The organism is Microbacterium sp. G2-16M (genome assembly GCF_055809115.1).
The window spans coordinates 2,666,856-2,686,754 of the sequence record NZ_CM147897.1 but is presented as its reverse complement, the minus strand read 5'-3'; the positions used below and the strand labels follow the sequence as shown (position 1 = coordinate 2,686,754).

Genomic DNA, 19,899 nt, shown 5'->3' with positions numbered 1-19,899 from the left:
TCCTTCGTTATAACCACCGCCATCGTATGTTATAACGGAGGGACTGACTTCCCGACGATGGGCACCGATGAGCACAGCGACCCCCGACTACGCGGTCAAGAGCGATCTCGCCTACGCGGTGGTGCGCGAGCGCATCCTGTCCGGCGAGTACCCGCCCGGCTCGGGGTTCAATCAGGCGACCCTCGCGGTCGAGCTCGGCATCAGCACGACGCCGCTGCGCGAGGCGCTGCGCAAGCTGCAGTCCGAGGGTCTGGTCGACCTCGGCGCGCATCGCGACGCCACCGTGACCCGCCTCAGCGTCGAGGAGGCGCGCGACCTGCTGGAGATGCGACTGGCCCTGGATCCGTTGGCGGCCGGGCTGGCCGCCGAGCGGCGCACCCGTGACGACATCGCGCAGATCCGGGCGGCGTCCGAGATCCATGCGCTGCCCGGACACCCCACCCTCGACCAGCTCGTCCGGCACCGGCGGTTCCATCAGGCGATCTACCGCGCCTCGCACAACGACGTGCTGATCACGACGCTGGACGCGCTGTGGGACAAGTCCGACCGCTATCGGCTCGCCGCCCTGCGCCACGACCGTGCCGACGACGAGCTGCACGAGAAGGACGCGGAGCACCACCGGATGATGATGTGCGTCATCGCCGGCGATGTCGCCGGGGCGACCGAGGTGATGCGCCGGCACATCCGATCCAGCCTCGGTGCGACCGCCACGCAGCTGCTGCAGGCCGAAGCGGACGCCTGAACCCGTCCCGGAAGGACACCACATGACCACCTCCACCGCAGACCTCTGGGACGAGCGCGGCGATCAGCTGAGCTCGCTGACCACCCAGTTCCGCGACTTCGGCGGCCTCACCCGCTTCGCCGGGCCGGCCCGGACCGTGCGCTGTCACGAGGACAACGTCGTGCTGGCCGCGCTCCTGGAGACCCCGGGCGACGGTGCGGTGCTCGTCGTGGACGGCGGCGGGTCGCTGCACTGCGCGCTGATGGGCGACCGCATCGCCGGACTGGCCGTGGACAACGGGTGGGGCGGCGTCATCATCAACGGCGCCGTCCGCGACAGCGCGGCGCTGGCCGTCCTGCCGATCGGCATCAAGGCCCTCGGCGTGAACCCGCGCAAGAGCGGGAAGGCCGGGGCGGGCGAGGCCGACGTCGAGCTCTGCTTCGGCGACGCGGTCATCCGCCCCGGTGCCATGATCCACGCCGATGAGGACGGCGTGGTCGTCGACCGCTGACATGGCCGAGACATCCCCGAGGATCGCCCTGGTCGGCGCGGTCGCCGCCGCGGCCCCGCCGGCCGAGCAGGCCTTCGCCGCCGTGTTCGGCGAGGCGCAGACATGGAACATCCTCGACGATCGGCTGATCGCGGACGCGCTGGACGCGGGCCGGGTCACCGCACCGCTCGCCGCGCGGATGACCGCCCTGATCGACTACGCCCTGGCGCACGGGGCCGCCGGCGTCCTCCTGACCTGCTCGATGTACGGGCCGGTCGCGCACGCGGTCGCCGCCCGTGCCGCGGTCCCGGTGCTCGCGTCGGATGACGCCGCGTTCGCGGATGCCGCGGCCGGCGGATTCCGGCGGATCGCCCTGGTCGCATCCCTGCCCATCCCGCTCGCCGACGCCCGCGCGCGGTTCGACGCGTTCCGCTCGGGCCGCGAGGCCGGTCTCGAGGTGGTGGACGTGCTGGCCGCCGATGCGGCCGGCGTCACGGATGCCGCGGTCCTGACCGACGCCCTCGAACGGGCGGTCCGCGGCATCCCGGACCTCGACGCCGTGCTGCTCGCCCAGTACTCGATCGCCCCCGCGGCCGACGCGCTGGCCGCGCGCCTCGGCATCCCGGTGCTGGCCGGCCCGGGTCGCGCCGCCGCGCTCATGCGCGACCTGCTGCACACGGACGCGCGATGATCGGCGCGGTGGCCGACGACCTGACCGGCGCGACCGACGTCGCCGCCGCGTTCGGCTCGGCGGGGCTGCGGGTCGGGCTGTTCTTCGGCGGCATCGACGACGACGCCTCGAGCGCCGACCTCGATGTCGTGGTGGTGGGACTGAAGACGCGCACCGTCCCCGCCGCCGACGCCGTGTCCGCCGCTCTCGCCGCGACCCGCGCGCTGATCGCGCGCGGCTGCGCGCAGGTCTTCTTCAAGTACTGCTCGACCTTCGACTCGACTCCGGCCGGGAACATCGGGCCGGTCGCCGATGCGCTCGCGGCCGAGCTCGGCGCCGGGCCGGTCGTGTTCGCCCCGACCACCCCGGTGCAGGGGCGCACCGTGTACCAGGGCCACCTGTTCGTCGGGGACGTGCTGCTGAGCGAGTCGACCCTGCGCGACCATCCCCTGACCCCGATGACGGATGCGCGTCTTCCGCGGGTGCTGGCCGCGCAGGCCGTGCACGGGGTCGGCCTGGTCGACCTCGCCGTCGTGCGGACCGGCAGTGCCGCGATCGAAGAGCGGATCGCGGCGCAGGCCGCCCGCGGGCGCGAGTTCGTGATCGTCGACGCCGTGGACGACGACGACCTCGACGCGATAGCCCACGCCGTGCGGACCCGGCCGCTGGTCACCGGTGCCGCGGGACTGGCCGCCGCGCTGGCCCGCGCGCATGCCGCAGCATCCGCCCCGGGCAGGGCGGCGGTCGCAGACGACACCGCCGACCGGCTGACCGCCGCGGGAACGGCCGCCGCGATCGCGGGAAGCTGCTCCGCACGCACCCGCGAGCAGATCGCACGGTGGCAGGAGAGCGGGCCGGCGCTCCGGCTCGACCCGGTCCGCCTCCCCGACAGCGAGGCGCTCGCTCAGGATGCCCTGGCCTGGTACGACGGCGCCCGCGCCGAGGGGCCGGCGCTGATCTACTCCAGCGCCGGACCGGGCGAGCTGCGCGAGGCTCAGGAGGCCCTGGGCGCCGAACGCGCCGCGCAGCTCGTGGAGCACGCGCTCGGACTGGTCGCCGCCGGGCTCGCCCGCCGGGGCGTGGATCGCCTCATCGTCGCGGGAGGCGAGACCTCGGGCGAGGTGATCCGCGCCCTCGGCATCGGCCACGGCCGGGTGGGCGCCGAGGCCGCACCGGGCGTGCCGTGGATCTTCGCCGATCGACCGACGCCGATGGCGCTGCTCCTGAAGTCCGGCAACTACGGCGATCCGGACCTGCTCGTCCGCGCTGCGGAGGCGCACCGTGTCCACTGAGGAGGATCTCGCCCGGCACGCCATCGTCGCCGCCGCGCACTCCGCGTTCGCCCGCGGTCTCACCCATGGGTCGACCGGCAACATCAGCGCACGGGTCGGCGACCGGGTGCTCGTGACCCCGACCGGCAGCAGCCTGGGCACCGTCGGCGTCGACGACCTGTCGGTGACCGACCTCGACGGGCGGCACCTGGACGGGCCGAAGCCGTCGAAGGAGGCGTTCCTGCACACCGCGATCCTGCGGGCCCGGCCGGATGCCCGCGCCGTCGTGCACACACACTCCACGCACGCCGCGGCGGTCTCGTGCCTGGCCGACCTCGACCCGGACGACGTCCTGCCCGCCGTCACCGCCTATTACGTCATGCGCGTGGGCAGGATGCCGCTGATCCCGTACTTCCCGCCGGGCGATCGCCGGCTCGGCGAGGCCGCCGAACGGCTCGCACCGGAGCATCACGCCCTGCTGCTGGCCAACCACGGGCCGGTCGTGGCCGGAGCGAGCGTGGCGGCCGCGATGGATGCGGCGGAGGAGATCGAGCAGACCGCCCGCCTGTTCTTCCTGCTCCAGGGCCACCGCACCCGGGCGGTGCCGTCCTGACCCGTCAGTCGTTCAGCACCGCGCGGCCGACGATCACCCGCATGATCTCGTTCGTGCCCTCCAGGATCTGGTGCACGCGCAGGTCGCGCACGACCTTCTCGATGCCGTAGTCCTGCAGGTAGCCGTACCCGCCGTGCAGCTGCAGCGCCTCGTTCGCGACCTCGAATCCGGCGTCCGTCGCGAAGCGCTTGGCCATCGCGCACTGCATCGCGGCGTCCGGGGCCTCCGCGTCGACGGCGGCCGCGGCATCCCGCACCAGCGCGCGCGCCGCGGTGAGCTTGGTCGCCATGTCGGCGATCGCGAACATCACGGACTGCTTCTCTGCCAGCGGCTCGCCGAACGTGAACCGCTCGTGCACGTAGCGCACGGCCTTGTCCATCGCCCATTGGGCCCCGCCCAGCGAGCACGCGGCGATGTTCAGCCGGCCGCCGTTCAGGGCCTTCATCGCGATCTTGAACCCCTTGCCGACCTCGCCCAGGACCGCGGATGCCGGCACCCGCACCTCGTCGAAGATCACCTGGCGGGTGGGCTGGGCGTTCCAGCCCATCTTCTTCTCGTTGGCGCCGAAGCTCAGGCCGGGCGTGCCGTCCTCGACCAGGAACGCGGTGACACCGCGGGCGCCGGGCTCGCCGGTGCGCGCCATCACGACGTAGACGGATGCCTCGCCCCCGCCCGAGATGAACTGCTTGACGCCGGTGAGCACGTACTCGTCTCGGCCACCGTCCGAGACCCGGATCGCGCTGGTGGTCAGGGCCGCGGCATCCGACCCCGCCCCGGGCTCGGTGAGGCAGTAGCCGCCGAGGGCGCTCATCGTGGTCAGCCGCGGCAGCCACTCGCGGCGCTGCTCCTCGGTGCCGAAGCAGTCGATCATCCACGCGACCATGTTGTGGATGCTGATGTACGCGGCGATCGCGGGGTCGCCCATCGCGAGCTGCTCGAAGATCGCGACGGCCTCCGCGCGGCCCAGACCCGCCCCGCCGACATCCTCTCGGACGTAGATGCCGCCGAGTCCGACATCACCGGCCCGCTGGACCACGTCGCGCGGGAAGTGCTTGGTCTGATCCCACTCCTGCGCGTGCGGCTCGAGCTCGGCCGCGGAGAAGTCGCGCACCGCCTCCAGGATCGCCTGCCGCTCTTCGGTCGTGGTCATGCTCATGTCGGATCCGCCCATCGATCGGCCCCTCGACCGGGCATTGTGTGCCCTGGGGGCGATGCCCATGTGGGCATCACGATCATTTTACATGGACGTCCTAGTATCTGCGCGGGCGTCCGCGGATGCGGCGAACCGGGCTACAGCCGCTCGATGATGGTGGCGTTGGCCATGCCGCCGCCCTCGCACATCGTCTGCAGTCCGTAGCGGCCGCCGGTGGCCTCCAGGTGCGCGAGCAGGGTGCCCATCAGCCGGGTGCCGCTCGAGCCCAGCGCGTGCCCGAGCGCGATCGCGCCGCCCCACGGGTTCAGCCTGTCCGGGTCGGCCTGCAGCTCGTGCGCCCAGGCCAGCGGCACCGAGGCGAACGCCTCGTTGACCTCGTACGCGTCGATGTCGCCGAGCGACAGTCCGGAGCGCTCGAGGACCCGGCGGGTGGCCGGGATCGGCCCGGTCAGCATCATGATCGGGTCGTCGCCGACGACCGCGAAGGCGTGGAACCGCGCCCGCGGGGTCAGGCCGAGTTCGACGGCCTTCTCCTCGCTCATGATCAGCACCGCCGAGGCCCCGTCGGTCAGCGGTGACGAGTTGCCCGGGGTGATCCGCCAGTCCAGCTCGGGGAACCGGGTCTCCATCTGCTCGGTGCGAAACGACGGGTTCAGGCCGGCCAGGCCCTCGACCGTGGTCGCCGGGCGCACGGTCTCGTCGACGGTGAGCTCCGCGGCGCCGGGCACCGGCAGGATCTGGCTGTCGAACCGGCCGCTGCTCCAGGCATCCGCCGCCCGTCGGTGCGACTCGGCCGCGAACGCGTCGAGCACGGCGCGGTCCAGGCCCCACTTCGCGGCGATGAGCTCGGCCGACACGCCCTGGTTGATCAGGCCCTCGGGGTAGCGCGCCGTCAGCCCGTCGGACGGCGTGCCGCCGTGCGCGGACGAGCCGAGCGGAACCCGGCTCATCGACTCCACGCCGCCGGCGATCACGATGTCGTACGCGCCGGCGATCACGCCCTGCGCGGCGAAGTGCGCGGCCTGCTGGCTCGAGCCGCACTGGCGGTCGATGCTGGTCGCCGGGACGGTCTCGGCGAAGCCGGCCGCCAGCACCGACTGCCGGGCCACGTTCAGGCTCTGGTCGGCGACCTGGCTGACGCATCCCCACAGCACGTCGTCGATCTGGGTCGACTCCAGTCCGTTCCGCTCGAGCACCGCGCGCAGCACCCCGGCGGACAGATCGACCGGGTGGACGCCGCTGAGCGCTCCCCCGGGCTTGCCGCGCCCGACGGGGGTGCGGACGACATCCACGATGACGGCGGTGGTCATGACTGCGCCTCTTCCGGCCGGTCCGCGACCGCGGCGACCGCGGCATCCGGCACGTAGCCGTCGATGTGCCGCTCGTCCGGCCCGTTGTAGGCGGACAGCGGCCGGATCAGGGCGTTGGATGCCTGCTGCTCCATGATGTGCGCGGTCCAGCCGGTGATCCGGGCGGCGACGAACAGCGGCGTGAAGGTCAGCGTGTCGAACCCGATGAGGCTGTAGGTCGGCCCGGACGGGTAGTCCAGGTTGGGGTAGATGCCCTTGCGCTGGACGAACTCGCGCTCCAGCGTCTCGTACAGCGCCAGCACATCGGGCCGGTCGTAGTGCGCGACCAGGGTGTCCAGCGCCGCCTTCATCGTGGGCACGCGCGAGTCGCCGCGCTTGTACACGCGGTGGCCGAAGCCCATGATCTTGCGCTTGCGCGCCAGCGCGTCATCCAGCCAGGAGCTGACCTTCTCGGCCTCGCCGATCTCGTCGAAGATGTGCAGCACCGCTTCGTTCGCACCGCCGTGCAGCGGACCCTTCAGCGCCCCGATCGCGCCGACCACCGCCGAGTAGAGGTCGCTCAGGGTCGAGGTGATCACCCGCGCGGTGAACGTGGACGCGTTGAACGAGTGCTCCGCATACAGCACGAGCGACCGGTTGAAGGCGTCCACGACGACCGGGTCGGCCTCTTCGCCGAACGTCATCCAGAGGAAGTTCGCCGCGTAGTCCAGGTCGTCCCGCGGGGGCACGAGGTCCTGCCCGCGGCGCCGCCGCTGGCCGTAGGCGACCATCGCCGGAAGCGCCGCGAAGAGGCGGATGCTGCGGTCCAGGTTCTCCTCGACGCTGCCGCTGGCCTCGAGCACGTTGCCGGCGCCGGCGGTGTCGTCGGCGCCGATGATGCTGACCGCGGTGCGCAGCTCGTCCATCGGGTGCGCCTGCAGCGGCACCAGGTCGATGGCGGCCTTGACGTTGTCGGCGAGGGCGCGGTGCGCATGCTCGGCGGCACGCAGCGCGGCCAGCTGGCCGGCATCCGGCAGCTCGCCGTGCCACAGCAGGTAGGCCACCGCCTCGAACGGCTGGGTGGCGGCCAGCTCCTGCACCGGGTAGCCGCGGTACAGCAGCGAGTTCGTGTCGGGGTTGACCTTGCTGACCGCGGTGTAGTCCACCACGACCCCCGCGAGCCCCTTCTTGATGTCGATGTCTGCCATGACTCTCCTATCGGGCGATCTGGAAGTTGAAGACGCCGGTGTCGAAGTGGTTGTACCCCTCGTAGTCCACCAGATCGTAGAGCTCGGCGCGATGCTGCATCTCGCCGAGCTTCGACGTGAGGTGGCCCTCGTCGATCAGCGTATCGAGCGCCCGGTCGGCGGCGCCCATCGCGATGCGCAGCAGCGAGACGGGCCAGATCACGATGTTCACGCCCACGTCGCGCAGCTGGTCGACCGAGAACAGCTCGCTCTTGCCGAACTCGGTCATGTTCGCCAGGATCGGCACATCGACGGCGCGGCGGATCGCGGCGAACTCGTCCAGGGTGCGCATCGCCTCGGGGAAGATCGCGTCGGCCCCGGCATCCACCAGCGCCTTGGCGCGGTCGGCTGCGGCATCCAGCCCCGCCGCACCGTCGGCGGTGGCGCGGATGTCGGTGCGCGCCATGATGAGGAAGTCCGGGTCGCGGCGGGCATCGGCGGCGGCCCGGATCCGCTTGATCGCCGTGTCCTCGTCGACCACCTGCTTGCCGTCCAGATGCCCGCACCGCTTCGGGTTGACCTGGTCTTCGATGTGGGTGCCGGCCAGGCCTGCGTCCTCGAGCGTCTGGATGGTGCGGGCCACGTTCATCGGCTCGCCGAACCCGGTGTCGGCGTCGATGATGGCCGGCAGCTCGGTCATCCGGGCGATCTGCTGACCGCGGCCGGCGACCTCGGACAGCGTCGTCAGCCCGATGTCGGGCAACCCGAGGTCGGCCGACAGCACCGCGCCCGAGATGTAGACGCCCTCGAAGCCCTTCCGCTCGATCAGCCGCGCCGACAGCGGGTTGAACGCCCCGGGGAAGCGCAGCAGCTCGCCGGACGCGAGCCGCGCGCGCAGGGCGCGCCGCTTCTCGGCTGCGGGGGTCTGCGCGTACAGCATCAGAACAGCCCCTTCGGTGCCGGCGCACCGGCGAGGATGCCGTGCCGGGCGACGATCGACAGCTGTCTGACCTCGTCGGCGGACAGCTCGGGCAGACGCTGGGCGAGCGCGAGGAAGCGCTCGATCTCGTCCGGCTCGAGCACGGGTTCGGCCAGCATCCGGAACTTGCGGATGTAGTCCTCGCGCGCGAACGGCCGGGCTCCGAGCGGGTGCGCATCGGCGACGGCGATCTCCTCGACGAGGGTGCCGCCGTCGGCGAACGTGATCTCGACGCGGCCGCCGAACGCCTTCTCGGCGGGGTCCTCGGAGTGGTAGCGGCGCGTCCACTCCTCGTCCTCGGCGGTGGTGACCTTGTGCCACAGCGCGACGGTGTCCGCGCGGGCCGCGCGCTCGGGGGCGTACGAGTCGACGTGATGCCACGTGCCGTCCTGCAGCGCGACCGTGAAGATGTACGGGATCGAGTGGTCCAGCGTCTCGCGGGATGCCGCCGGGTCGTACTTCTGCGGGTCGTTCGCCCCCGAGCCGATCACGTAGTGCGTGTGGTGGCTGGTGTGCAGCACGATCGAGGCGACGTTCTCCGGCGAGAACGCGTCCGGGTGCTCGGTGTGCAGCTTGCGGGCCAGGTCGATCCAGGCCTGCGCCTGGTACTCGGCCGAGTGCTCCTTGGTGAACGAGTCGAGGATCGCGCGCTTGCTCTCCCCGTCGGCCGGCAGCGGCACGCCGTAGGAGGCGTCCGGGCCGTCCAGCATCCAGGCGATGACGCCGTCCTCGCCCTCGTAGATGGGCGACGGGCTGGTCTCGCCGCGCATCGCCCGGTCGACGGCCTCGATCGCCATCTTCCCGGCGAACGCGGGGGCGTGCGCCTTCCAGGTGGAGATCTCGCCCTTGCGCGACTGGCGGGTGGCCGTCGTGGTGTGCAGCGCCTGGCCCACCGCCTGGTAGATGGTGTCCACGGGCAGCCCCAGCAGGGTGCCGATCCCGGCGGCGGCCGACGGGCCGAGGTGGGCGACGTGGTCGATCTTGTGCTTGTGCAGGCTGATGGCGCGGGCGAGGTCGATCTGGATCTCGTACCCGGTCGCGATGCCGCGCACCAGTGCGGCCCCGTCGCTGCCGGCGTGCTGGGCGACGGCGAGGATCGGCGGGATGTTGTCGCCGGGGTGGGAGTACTCGGCCGCCAGGAACGTGTCGTGGTAGTCCAGCTCGCGCACGGCGACGCCGTTGGCCCAGGCCGCCCACTCGGGGCTCGTGCGGCGTTCCAGGGCGCATCCGAAGATGGTCGCGCCGTCGCCGGACACCGAGACCGCGTGGTCCAGGGCCTGCTGGCGGGCGGCGCTCACGGGAGCGCGGGTGAGGGATGCCGCGGCCACCGCCGCGTTGTCGATGATCCGGTTGATGATCATCTCGACGACGTCCTGGTCGGCGGGGATCGGGTCGGCGGCCACCTCGGCGATCTTGTAGGCGAGCTGCTCGGTGCGCGGCAGGCTCTCTTCGCTCTTGTGGACGCGGACGCGATGCGTGACGGTCATGCTGCTCCTTCGTGTGCGGTCGTCGTCGGCGCCTCGACGGAGGCGAGGATGCTCTCCAAGGCGTTGTGGACGTGGATGTGGGTGGCGTGTGCGGCCAGTTCGGCGTCACGCGCGGCGATCGCCCGGGCGATGGTGCGGTGCTCGGCGACGGCGGCCGCCACGCGGCCGGGATTCTCGCGGGCCAGCCGGCGCACGCGCACCAGGTGGGTGCGGATCGTGCGCAGCGCGGCGGTGAGGTAGTCGTTGGCGACGGAGGCGTCGATCTGCGCGTCGAACTCGGCGAACAGCTGATCGTAGGAGGCCGCCGGGTCCCCGGCATCCGCGCCGACCCGATCGAAGCCCTCGGCGAGCGCGGCGAAGGCCGCGGCATCCCCCCGCTGCGCGGCCAGGCGGGCGGCGGTCTCTTCCAGTGCGCGGCGGACCTCGAACAGCTCGCGGATGTCGTCGGCGTCGATCTCGCTGACCACGGTCACCCGGGGCGACTGCTGCACGGCCAGCCCGTCGGCGGCCAGGCGCCCGAGCGCTTCGCGCAGGGGCGTGCGGCTCACACCGAGACGGGCGGCCTGCTCGACCTCGCCGAGGACGGTGCCGGGCGCCAGTGCGCCCGACTGGATCTCGTCCAGGAGGGTGCGATACGCCCGATCGCTTGCTCGCACAGCCGCCCTCCCTCGATTCACCCTGCCCGTCCAGTGTATACACAACCTCCCATCACTGGCGCGCGGGTGCCGCTGACCGGCGATACCGTATACATTCTGTCGGACCTGGCATCGGTGCCGAGTGGCGACTGCCCGGGCGGCTGAGGAGGCGGTCAGCGCAGCAGGACCACCGTGACGCCGAGCACCGGCGCGTTCGACAGCCGCGCGTCCGAGGTGAGCAGGTCGGCGTCGAGCAGGCGCGCTGCGGCGACGTAGAACGCATCGCTGATGCGCAGCGATGCGCGCAGTGCCCACGCCTCGGCCGTGATCAAGGCGTCGTCGACGCGGCGGATCGGGACGCTCCGATGCAGCGCAATGGCGCGTTCGGCCTCGTCGGCGCTGATCTCGCCTGCGCGCACAAGGCGCCACAGCGTCGACAGCACCTCGAGGTCGATGATCGCCGGCGCCCACAGTTCGCATCCCTGCAGGGCAGCCAGCGCAGCGTCGCGCTGCAGCGTGGGAAGGATGGCGTCCACGAGCGCGCTCGCGTCGACGACGCGCCTCATGCGGCGTCCGGGTCGTACTCGCCGCGAGCCCCGTCGAGCGATCCCAGCACATCGATCGCACGCGCCGCGCCGGCCGCCCGCGCCTCGGTGGCCCAGTCGTCGAACAGCGGGCGGTCGAGGTCGACGCGGAGCACGCGCGTCACGTACTCCGACATCGAGATGCCCAGCCGGGCCGAGCGCTCCCCCAGCTTGGCGTGAAGATCGTCCGGAAGGTTGCGAACCTGCAGCGTGCTCATATCATGAGGCTAGCATGCACTTATCATGCACGTCGGGATGTCGAGGGAGTGACAGCCGGCAACGGACGGGGCGCGGCATCCACCCGATGATGGATGCCGCGCCCCGTTGTGCGCCGGATGTCAGACCGTGGCCTTCTCCGACTCGTCGTCGACCAGGCCCGCGGCCTCATCGGTGACCCGCAGCTCGGCCTCGTCGATGTCGCTGTCGTCGGCGAACGGCAGTCCCGCACGCGGGGCGTTGTACAGGTCGAGGTCGATGATGTGCTCGCGCTTGGCGACGATCGTCGGCACCAGCGCCTGCCCGGCGACGTTGACCGCGGTACGCCCCATGTCCAGGATCGGGTCGATCGCCAGCAGCAGGCCGACGCCCTCCAGCGGAAGGCCGAGCGTGGACAGCGTGAGCGTGAGCATCACGGTCGCGCCGGTGGTGCCGGCGGTCGCCGCCGATCCGAACACCGCCACCACGATGATCAGGATGTACTGGATCGGCGTGAGCGCGACACCGAAGAACTGCGCGACGAAGATCGCGGCGATGGCCGGGTAGATGGCGGCGCAGCCGTCCATCTTCGTCGTGGCGCCGAACGGCACCGCGAACGAGGCGTACGAACGCGGCACACCGAGGTTGCGCTCGGTGACCCGCTCGGTCACCGGCAGCGTGCCGATCGACGAGCGGCTCACGAAGCCGAGCTGCACCGCCGGCCACACGCCCGAGTAGTACTGCCGGATCGACAGCCCGTGCGTCTTGACCAGGATCGGGTACACGACGAACAGGACGATGGCCAGACCCACGTAGACGGCGACCGCGAACCAGATCAGCGACGCGAGCTTCTCCCAGCCGTAGTTGACGACCGCGCTCGCGATCAGGCCCAGGGTGCCGATCGGAGCGATGCGGATGATCCACCAGAGCACCCGCTGGATGATCTTCAGGAACGACTCGACGACCGCCAGGAACGGCTCGGCCTTCCGGCCGGCCTTCAGCGCGGCGATGCCGATGACGGCGCTGACCACGATGACCTGCAGGATGTTGAACCCGACCGCCGAGCTGACGCTGTCTCCGTCCAGCGAGCTGGAGACCTGCAGCCCGAGGAAGTTCTGCGGGATCAGCCCGATGAGGAAGTTCCACCAGGTGCCCACCGAGTGCGGCTCGCCGGTCTGCAGTCCCTCGCCGGCGCGGTTGCCGGGCTGGATGACCAGGCCCAGCACGATGCCGATCGAGACCGCGATGAAGGCGGTGATGGCGAACCACAGCAGCGTCTGCCCGGCCAGGCGCGCGGCGTTGCGCACCCGGCGCAGGTTCGAGATGCTCGAGACGATCGCGGCGAAGATCAGCGGCACGACCGCCGCCTTCAGCAGCGTGACGTACGACGAGCCGATCACGCCGAGGGTCGCGGCCAGCCCGTTCGGGTTGCCGGCGCTGTCGTCGCCGATCGACAGCGCCCACAGTCCCAGCACGATGCCGAGGACGAGGGCGATGAGGATCTGGAATCCGAAGTTGGTGAGCAGGCGCCGGGCAGGTCCGCGCTCTGCCTTGGCGTCGCGTGACGCGGTCTTGGTGCTCATGCGAGTCCGTTTCTGAGAGAAGACTGGGTGAGCCCGATGCTATGCAGGGCGAGCGGCCGCTGGTGCCGGTGTGACGTTTCGTGACGTCATCCCGCGTCATTTCAGAGTATTCACTAATTTGTGAAATCGGCGTACACTCGCCATCCATGACCACAGTGATCGACACCGGCGACCTGCACAAGCACTACGGTCGCGTCCACGCCCTCGACGGCCTCGACCTCCGCGTCGACGCCGGTGCGGTGCACGGCTTCCTCGGCCCGAACGGCGCGGGGAAGACCACCACCATCCGCGTGCTGCTGGGCCTTGCACGCAAGACGTCGGGGGCGGCATCCGTGTTCGGGATGGACCCCTGGACGGATGCCGTCGCCATCCATCGGCACACCGCGTATGTGCCCGGCGACGTCAGCGTCTGGCCGAACCTCAGTGGCGGCGAAGCCGTCGACCTGCTCGTCCGCCTGCGCGGCACCCCCCGCGCCGACCGGGCCTATCGCGCCGAGCGCGAGCGGCTGATGGCCGAGTTCCAGTTCGACCCCCGCAAGAAGGGGCGCAGCTATTCGAAGGGCAACCGGCAGAAGGTCGCGCTGATCGCGGCGTTCGCCGTGCCGGCCGACCTGTACATCCTCGACGAGCCGACCAGCGGACTGGACCCGCTGATGTCGGTGACCTTCCACCGCGAAGTGGCCCGGGTGCGGGATGCCGGTGCCACGGTCCTGCTGTCCAGCCACATCCTCTCCGAGGTCGAGCAGCTGTGCGATCGCCTCTCGATCATCCGCGCGGGACGGATCGTCGAGTCGGGGACGCTGGCCGAGCTGCGCCACCTCACGCGCACCGAGGTGTCGTTCGCCGCCGACGGGCAGGTCGCCGAGCGTCTGGCCGCGATCCCCGGCGCCCACGACCCGTCGGTGCAGGAGGGACGGGCGCGGTTCACGGTGGACAGCGACAAGATCGCGCAGACCCTGCCGGCGCTGGCGCAGCTGGGCGTGGAGGGGCTGCGCGTGGCGCCGCCGTCGCTGGAGGAGCTGTTCCTGCGGCACTACGGCGACGACGTCGCCGAGCTCGAGACGGCCGGGGCCGAGCGATGAGGCGGCTGACCGCTCTGCTGCGCCAGCGCGTGCGCCGGGACTGGCTGCAGCTGCTGCTGTGGATCGTCGGCACCGCCCTGATGGCCTACGCCGGCTACGCCGGAGTGACCCAGTCCTACTCCACCCTCGCCGACCGGCAGAACATCCTCGCCGCCGCCGTCGCCAACCCGGTCATCCTGATGTTCCGCGGCCTGCCGTCCGGCCCGAGCGAGGGCGCGTTCCTGGCATTCGAGATCCTGCCCTGGCTGGCGATCCTCGCGGCGCTGATGACGACGTTCCTGGCGGTGCGGCACACCCGCGGCGACGAGGAGGCGGGCCGGACCGAGCTGCTGTCGGCGACCCCGGCGGGCCGCACGATGCCCACCCTGGCCACGATCGTGCACGGCGTGCTCGCCAGCGTCGTGCTCGCCATCCTCACCGCCCTGGCGCTGATCTCCACCGGGCTGGGCCCTGCCGGATCCTGGCTGGCCGGTGCCGCCGCCGGCGCCACCGGCATCGCCTTCCTGGGCATCGGGCTGATCGCCGCCCAGCTGGCCCGCACCTCGCGTGCGGCCAACTCCATCACCATCTGGGTCCTGGTGGGCACGTTCCTGCTGCGCGGAATCGGCAACGCCGCGGGCACGCCCAGCGACGACCTGACGCACATCACCAGCAGCTGGCCGGCCTGGATCTCGCCGTTCGGCTGGGCCGAGCAGACGCGTCCGTTCGATGAGGGCAACTGGTGGCCGGTGCTGCTGTCGGTCGGGGTCGGGCTCGGGCTGAGCGTGCTGGCCACCGTCCTGCAGTCGGTCCGCGACATCGACGCGAGCTTCCTCGTGGGGCGGCAGGGACGGGTGCATGCGCGGCCGGCACTGTCGACGTCGCACGCGCTGGTGTGGCGCCTGGCGTCCGGCTCGATCATCGGGTGGGCGATCGGCGGGGCGCTGACCGGCATCCTCGCGACGAGCTTGGGCGGCATCGTCGACCAGGTCGCCGGTTCGAACCCCGCGGTGGCCGACATCATCACGAAGCTCTCGCAGTCGGGCTCGATCGACGAGGCGGTCGTGACGGTCTTCTTCACGATGCTCGGCATCGTGGCCGGGTGCTGCGCGGTCCAGACGGTCGTCCGCGCCCGGCAGGAGGAGGCCCACGGCACCGCAGAGCCGGTGCTGGGAACGCTGGTCGGCCGCGTGCGCTGGCTCGCCGACTACCTCATCGTCGCCAGCTGTGCGGTGCTGATCATCGTCGTGGCCGCCGTCGCCGCCGGATTCCTGGGGCTGGCCGCGGCCGGCGGCGACGGCGACCTGTACCGCACGGTGCTCGTGGACGGCGGCGGCCAGTTCGTGGCGGCATCCGTGTTCACGGTCGTCACCGCGCTGGTGTTCGTGCTCCTGCCCCGCGCGACGATCGGGCTCGCCTGGGCGCTGCTGCTGATCGCCACGATGCTGGGGATGTTCGGCCCGCTGTTCGGCCTGCCCGAGTGGACCACGAACTTCTCGCCGTTCGGCGTGACGCCGGTGGTCTCGGGCAGCGACGTGGACGTGCGGGGGCTGTGGTGGCTCATCGCCGCGGTCGTGGTCGGGGCCGCCGCATCCCTCACCCTGATGCGGCGGCGCCAACTGGCCGCCGACGGATAGATTCGATGTGATGAGCCAGCACCGAGCGAGCGAGCAGGCCGAAGAGGCGGCGGCCGTGATGACGGCCGCCGGCATGCCCCGCATGCCGGCCCGGGTGCTGATGGCGCTGCTGGCCGCTCCCGACGGCGGCTACACCGCCGCCGAGCTCGGCGATCGTCTCGGCGTGAGCGCCGCCGCCGTGTCGGGCGCGGTGCGGTATCTGCAGACGCTGCACTTCATCCGCCGACGTTCCCGGCCCGGGCATCGGCGCGATCGCTACGAAGTCGTCTCGGACTCGTGGTTCGGCGTGATGACGGCCAACGCCCCGGTGTACAACCGGCTCGCCGACCTGATCGACGGGATCCGGGCCGCGCAGGACGACCCGGATGCCGCGGTCCATGCGGCCGAGATGTCCTCGTTCCTGCGGTTCATGGCCCGGCGGATGCCGGAACTGGTGCAGGAGTGGGAGGCCGAGCGGAACGGGCCGGAGGGCGCCTGAGCACCCTCCGGCCCGTCGGACTCAGGCCGACTTGGTCTCGCCGCCTGCCTCGAGGACCGACACCGTGCCGGTCGCGACGGCCATCAGCGCCTCTTCGGCGTCGATGTCGGTCGCGGCCTGCTCGAACTGGGCCTGATACAGCCGCCAGTACGCGCCCTCGCGCGCGATCAGCTCGTCGTGCGTGCCCTGCTCGACGATGTCGCCGTGCTCCATCACGAGGATGAGGTCGGCGTCCCGGATCGTGGAGAGCCGGTGGGCGATCACGAACGAGGTGCGGCCCTGGCGCAGCACCGCCATCGCGTGCTGCAGCAGCAGCTCGGTGCGGGTGTCGACCGAGCTGGTCGCCTCGTCCAGGATCAGCACCGACGGCTGTGCCACGAACGCGCGGGCGATGGTGATCAGCTGCTTCTCGCCCGCCGAGACGTTCGACGCGTCCTCGTCCAGCACGGTGTCGTACCCGTCCGGCAGCGAGTGCACGAACCGGTCGACCCGGGTCGCGGTGGCCGCGGCGACGATCTCGTCGTCGGTGGCCGACTCGCGCCCGTACCGGATGTTCTCGCGGATCGTGCCGGCGAACAGCCACGGGTCCTGCAGCACCATGCCGGTGCGGCTGCGCACGTCGTCGCGGGTGAGCGCGCCGATGTCCTGCCCGTCCAGCAGGATCCGGCCGCCGTCCAGCTCGTAGAACCGCATCAGCAGGTTCACCAGCGTCGTCTTGCCGGCCCCGGTCGGTCCGACGATCGCGACGGTCTGCCCCGGTTCGACCCGGAACGAGAGATCGCGGATGAGCGGATGCTCGGGGTCGTACGCGAAGCGCACCCCCTCGAACTCGATCACCCCGGCACCCGGCTGCAGCGCGGGCGCGTCGTCGGAATCCGGCTCCTGCTCGTCGGCATCCAGCAGCTGGAACACCCGCTCGGCCGACGCCGTGCCGGACTGCACGACCGCGGCCATGCCGCCCAGCTCGGACAGCGGCTGGGTGAACTGCTGCGAGTACTGGATGAACGCCTGCACATCGCCGAGCCGCAGGTTGCCGGACGCGACCATCAGTCCGCCCAGCACCGCGATGCCCACGTAGGTCAGGCTGCCGATGAACATCATGCCGGGCATGATGATGCCGGACAGGAACTGCGCCTTGAACGAAGCCTGGAACAGCTCCTCGTTCTCGTCGGCGAACTTCTCGCGCGAGTCGCGCTCGCGGCCGAACACCTGGACCAGCGCGTGGCCCGAGAACGACTCCTCGACGCGGGCGTTCAGTCGCCCGACCTTGCGCCACTGCGTGTTGAACGCCTTCTGCGACTTCGGGCCGATGACCCCGAAGATGACCGCCATCAGCGGCAGCGAGACCAGCGCGACCAGGGCCAGCTGCCACGAGATGGTGAACATCATGATCAGCACGCCGACCACCGTCAGCACGCTGGTCAGCGCGCCCGACAGGGACTGCTGCATCGTCTGGGTGATGTTGTCGATGTCGTTGGTGACCCGCGAGATCAGCTCGCCGCGCTGCACCTTGTCGAAGTACGACAGCGGCAGCCGGTTCAGCTTCGCCTCGACCTCTTCGCGCAGTCGCCACATGGTGCGGACCATGATCACGTTGATCACATAGCCCTGCACCCAGCTCAGCAGCGCGGAGGCCACATAGATGACCAGGACCCAGGCGATGATGTAGCGCAGCCGCTCGAAGTCGACCCCGGCGCCGACGTGGAAGTCGCTGAACGCGGCCACCATGTTGGCGATGTCGGTCTGCCCCGCCTGCTGCAGCGCGTCGACGACCTGCTGCTGGGACGCCCCCGCGGGGAAGTTCGCCCCGAGCGCGGCCGAGATGACGCCCTCGAAGATGATGTTGGTCGCCTCGCCGAGCACCTTCGGTGCGATCACGGCCAGGGCGACGCCGATCGCTCCGGCCAGCGAGACCAGGGAGAAGGCGATCCAGTGCGGCCGCAGCAGCCCGATCATCCGGGTGAAGCTGGCGCGGAAGTTCGCGGCCTTGCCGGGCGCGACCCCGCCGCTCCAATCGTCGGCGTTCAGCCTCGCCTGCTCGGCGAGCTCCTGCTCGAGCCGCTCCTCTTCGGTGAGCATGTCCGGCGCGCTCATGCCTGCACTCCCAGCTGCGAGTCGACGATCTCTTTGTAGGTGGAGCAGGTCTGCAGCAGCTCATCGTGCGTTCCGATGCCGACCACCCGGCCGTCGTCGAGGACCACGATCCGGTCGGCGTCGGTGATGGTGGACACGCGCTGCGCGACGACGATCTTGGTCACCTCCGGCATCCGCTCCCAGAGGGCGTGTCTGAGCCGGGCGTCGGTGGACAGGTCCAGGGCCGAGAACGAGTCGTCGAAGATCAGGATGTCGGGCTGGTGCACGATCGCTCGGGCGATCGCCAGCCGCTGCCGCTGCCCGCCCGAGACGTTCGTGCCGCCCTGGGCGATGCGCGCCGACAGCCCGCCGTCCTTCTCGGCGACGAAGTCGCGGCCCTGGGCGATCTCCAGCGCCGCCCACAGCTCGGCGTCGGTGGCCTCTTCTCGGCCGAAGCGCAGGTTCGAGGCGATCGTCCCGGTGAACAGGAACGGGCGCTGCGGGACCAGCCCGATCCCCTTCCACATCTGATCGAGGTCGGCCTCGCGCACGTCGACGCCGGCGACCCGGACGGCGCCGGAGGTCGCATCGAACAGGCGCGGGAGGAGCGAGACCAGCGTGGTCTTGCCGGCGCCGGTGGAGCCGACGATCGCGACCGTCTCGCCCGGCTCGGCGCGGAAGGAGATGTCCTTGAGGACCGGCTCGTCCGCCCCCGGGTAGGCGAAGGTGACGTGGTCGAACTCGACGGCGCCGCGCTGCGGGAAGGCGGCCACCGGGGCGTCCGGGCGGGCGAGCGAGCTGTCGGTGTCGAGCACCTCGCCGATGCGCTCGGCCGAGACCGCCGCACGGGGGATCATGATCGTCATGAAGCTGGCCATCAGCACGCCCATCAGGATCTGCCCGACGTACTGCATGAACGCGAACAGCGTGCCGATCTGCACGTCGCCGTCGTTGACCGCGATGCCGCCGAACCAGATGACGCCCACCACGGTGAGGTTCAGCACGAGCATGGCCAGCGGGAACAGGATCACGAACAGCGATCCGACCCGGCGGCCGATCACCATGATGTCGGTGTTCGCACCGCGGAAGCGGTCCTCTTCGATCCGCTCCCGCACGAACGCGCGCACCACGCGCACGCCGGTGAGCTGCTCGCGCATGATGCGGTTCACCGCGTCGAGCTTGAGCTGGTAGCGGCGGAACAGCGGCACCATCCGGCTGACCACCACGATCGCCAGCAGCAGCAGCAGGGGCACCGAGACGGCGATCAGCCAGCTCAGCCCGACGTCCTGCTGCAGCGCCATGATGATCCCGCCGATGGCCAGCAGCGGGGCCGTGACCAGCATGGTCGCGCCCATCATCGCCAGCATCTGCACCTGCTGCACGTCGTTGGTGTTGCGGGTGATCAGCGAGCCGGCGCCGAAGCCCGAGATCTCGCGCTCGGAGAACGAGCTCACCCGGTCGTAGACGTCGCGGCGGATGTCGCGGCCCGTGGCCATCGCGGCCCGGGCGGCGAAGTAGGTGGCGATGATGGACGCGACGATCTGGCCGAGCGAGATCAGCAGCATGAAGCCGCCGTGCGACCAGATGAAGGCGGTGTCGCCGACGGCGACGCCCTTGTCGATGATGTCGGCGTTCAGCCGCGGCAGGTACAGCTGCGCCATGACCGACGCGAACTGGAACACGAGCACCGCCAGCAGCAGCCAGCGGTAGGTCTTGAGATAGCGGAACAGGACTTTCGCGAGCACGGAGGACTCCAGAGGGGGATCGCGCGAGTGCGCGGACGTACTAGAGTG

The 19,899-nt window shown here is 71.1% G+C and carries 19 protein-coding genes; 8 read left to right on the top strand and 11 right to left on the bottom strand.

All coding sequences use genetic code 11. The features are described 5' to 3' along the window. Positions 1-67 precede the first annotated feature (67 nt). Genes AC0L6F_RS12725 through otnC form a run of 5 tightly spaced genes read left to right on the top strand, consistent with a single transcriptional unit; the run spans position 68 to position 3,765 of the window. Positions 68-742 (top strand): GntR family transcriptional regulator, encoded by a 675-nt coding sequence (locus AC0L6F_RS12725; protein WP_274636928.1) that lies wholly within the window; start codon positions 68-70, stop codon positions 740-742. 22 nt (positions 743-764) lie between these two features. Then, entirely contained in the window at positions 765-1,232 is a 468-nt protein-coding gene (gene rraA, locus AC0L6F_RS12720) for a ribonuclease E activity regulator RraA (protein WP_473538172.1), read from the top strand. A gap of 1 nt (position 1,233) precedes the next feature. Then, positions 1,234-1,902: an aspartate/glutamate racemase family protein gene (locus tag AC0L6F_RS12715; RefSeq protein WP_259611089.1), complete on the top strand. Its 669-nt coding sequence runs from the start codon at positions 1,234-1,236 to the stop codon at positions 1,900-1,902. 8 nt (positions 1,903-1,910) lie between these two features. Beyond that, entirely contained in the window at positions 1,911-3,173 is a 1,263-nt protein-coding gene (gene otnK, locus AC0L6F_RS12710) for a 3-oxo-tetronate kinase (RefSeq protein WP_473538171.1), read from the top strand. Continuing rightward, positions 3,163-3,765, top strand: a complete 603-nt coding sequence (otnC, locus tag AC0L6F_RS12705; RefSeq protein ID WP_473538170.1) for a 3-oxo-tetronate 4-phosphate decarboxylase — start codon at positions 3,163-3,165, stop codon at positions 3,763-3,765. The genes otnK and otnC overlap by 11 nt, the downstream gene beginning before the upstream one ends. A 4-nt stretch (positions 3,766-3,769) precedes the next feature. Here the strand turns inward: otnC and AC0L6F_RS12700 are convergent, their stop codons facing one another. The 9 genes from AC0L6F_RS12700 to AC0L6F_RS12660 all read right to left on the bottom strand — a co-directional run bounded on the left by AC0L6F_RS12700 (position 3,770) and on the right by AC0L6F_RS12660 (position 12,857). After that, entirely contained in the window at positions 3,770-4,921 is a 1,152-nt protein-coding gene (locus AC0L6F_RS12700; RefSeq protein ID WP_473538169.1) for an acyl-CoA dehydrogenase family protein, read from the bottom strand. A 134-nt stretch (positions 4,922-5,055) separates the two neighbouring features. Next, positions 5,056-6,228: a thiolase family protein gene (locus AC0L6F_RS12695; protein ID WP_473538168.1), complete on the bottom strand. Its 1,173-nt coding sequence runs from the start codon at positions 6,226-6,228 to the stop codon at positions 5,056-5,058. Further along, a complete protein-coding gene (locus AC0L6F_RS12690) occupies positions 6,225-7,415 on the bottom strand; it encodes a bifunctional 2-methylcitrate synthase/citrate synthase (RefSeq protein WP_473538167.1) in 1,191 nt (396 codons plus the stop codon). The genes AC0L6F_RS12695 and AC0L6F_RS12690 overlap by 4 nt, the downstream gene beginning before the upstream one ends. A gap of 7 nt (positions 7,416-7,422) precedes the next feature. Then, on the bottom strand, positions 7,423-8,334 hold the full coding sequence (prpB, locus tag AC0L6F_RS12685) for a methylisocitrate lyase (protein WP_473538165.1): 912 nt from the start codon (positions 8,332-8,334) through the stop codon (positions 7,423-7,425). After that, positions 8,334-9,860 (bottom strand): MmgE/PrpD family protein, encoded by a 1,527-nt coding sequence (locus AC0L6F_RS12680; protein WP_473538164.1) that lies wholly within the window; start codon positions 9,858-9,860, stop codon positions 8,334-8,336. The genes prpB and AC0L6F_RS12680 overlap by 1 nt, the downstream gene beginning before the upstream one ends. Further along, on the bottom strand, positions 9,857-10,516 hold the full coding sequence (locus AC0L6F_RS12675; protein ID WP_274636919.1) for a GntR family transcriptional regulator: 660 nt from the start codon (positions 10,514-10,516) through the stop codon (positions 9,857-9,859). The genes AC0L6F_RS12680 and AC0L6F_RS12675 overlap by 4 nt, the downstream gene beginning before the upstream one ends. Positions 10,517-10,668: 152 nt before the next feature. Further along, entirely contained in the window at positions 10,669-11,061 is a 393-nt protein-coding gene (locus AC0L6F_RS12670; protein ID WP_473538163.1) for a type II toxin-antitoxin system VapC family toxin, read from the bottom strand. After that, entirely contained in the window at positions 11,058-11,297 is a 240-nt protein-coding gene (locus tag AC0L6F_RS12665; protein WP_259611084.1) for a FitA-like ribbon-helix-helix domain-containing protein, read from the bottom strand. The genes AC0L6F_RS12670 and AC0L6F_RS12665 overlap by 4 nt, the downstream gene beginning before the upstream one ends. 120 nt (positions 11,298-11,417) lie before the next feature. Beyond that, complete coding sequence (locus AC0L6F_RS12660) at positions 11,418-12,857, bottom strand: dicarboxylate/amino acid:cation symporter (protein WP_274636917.1); 1,440 nt, start codon at positions 12,855-12,857, stop codon at positions 11,418-11,420. A 146-nt stretch (positions 12,858-13,003) separates the two neighbouring features. Between AC0L6F_RS12660 and AC0L6F_RS12655 the strand changes: the two genes are divergently transcribed. From AC0L6F_RS12655 to AC0L6F_RS12645, 3 genes are read left to right on the top strand one after another with little or no spacing between them, the layout of a single operon-like run. After that, positions 13,004-13,939, top strand: coding sequence for an ABC transporter ATP-binding protein (locus tag AC0L6F_RS12655; RefSeq protein WP_473538162.1), 936 nt, complete (start codon positions 13,004-13,006; stop codon positions 13,937-13,939). Then, complete coding sequence (locus AC0L6F_RS12650) at positions 13,936-15,555, top strand: ABC transporter permease (RefSeq protein ID WP_473538161.1); 1,620 nt, start codon at positions 13,936-13,938, stop codon at positions 15,553-15,555. Before AC0L6F_RS12655 ends, AC0L6F_RS12650 begins: the two co-directional genes overlap by 4 nt. A gap of 10 nt (positions 15,556-15,565) precedes the next feature. After that, complete coding sequence (locus tag AC0L6F_RS12645; protein ID WP_259611081.1) at positions 15,566-16,033, top strand: GbsR/MarR family transcriptional regulator; 468 nt, start codon at positions 15,566-15,568, stop codon at positions 16,031-16,033. A 21-nt stretch (positions 16,034-16,054) separates the two neighbouring features. Here AC0L6F_RS12645 and AC0L6F_RS12640 read toward each other — a convergent pair whose 3' ends face one another. Together AC0L6F_RS12640 and AC0L6F_RS12635 are read right to left on the bottom strand one after the other, a co-directional pair. Continuing rightward, the gene (locus AC0L6F_RS12640) at positions 16,055-18,127 is read right to left on the bottom strand and encodes an ABC transporter ATP-binding protein (protein WP_473538160.1); all 2,073 of its coding nucleotides are present in this window, start codon (positions 18,125-18,127) and stop codon (positions 16,055-16,057) included. Next, complete coding sequence (locus AC0L6F_RS12635; RefSeq protein WP_473538159.1) at positions 18,124-19,851, bottom strand: ABC transporter ATP-binding protein; 1,728 nt, start codon at positions 19,849-19,851, stop codon at positions 18,124-18,126. The genes AC0L6F_RS12640 and AC0L6F_RS12635 overlap by 4 nt, the downstream gene beginning before the upstream one ends. Between the last annotated feature and the right edge of the window lie 48 nt (positions 19,852-19,899).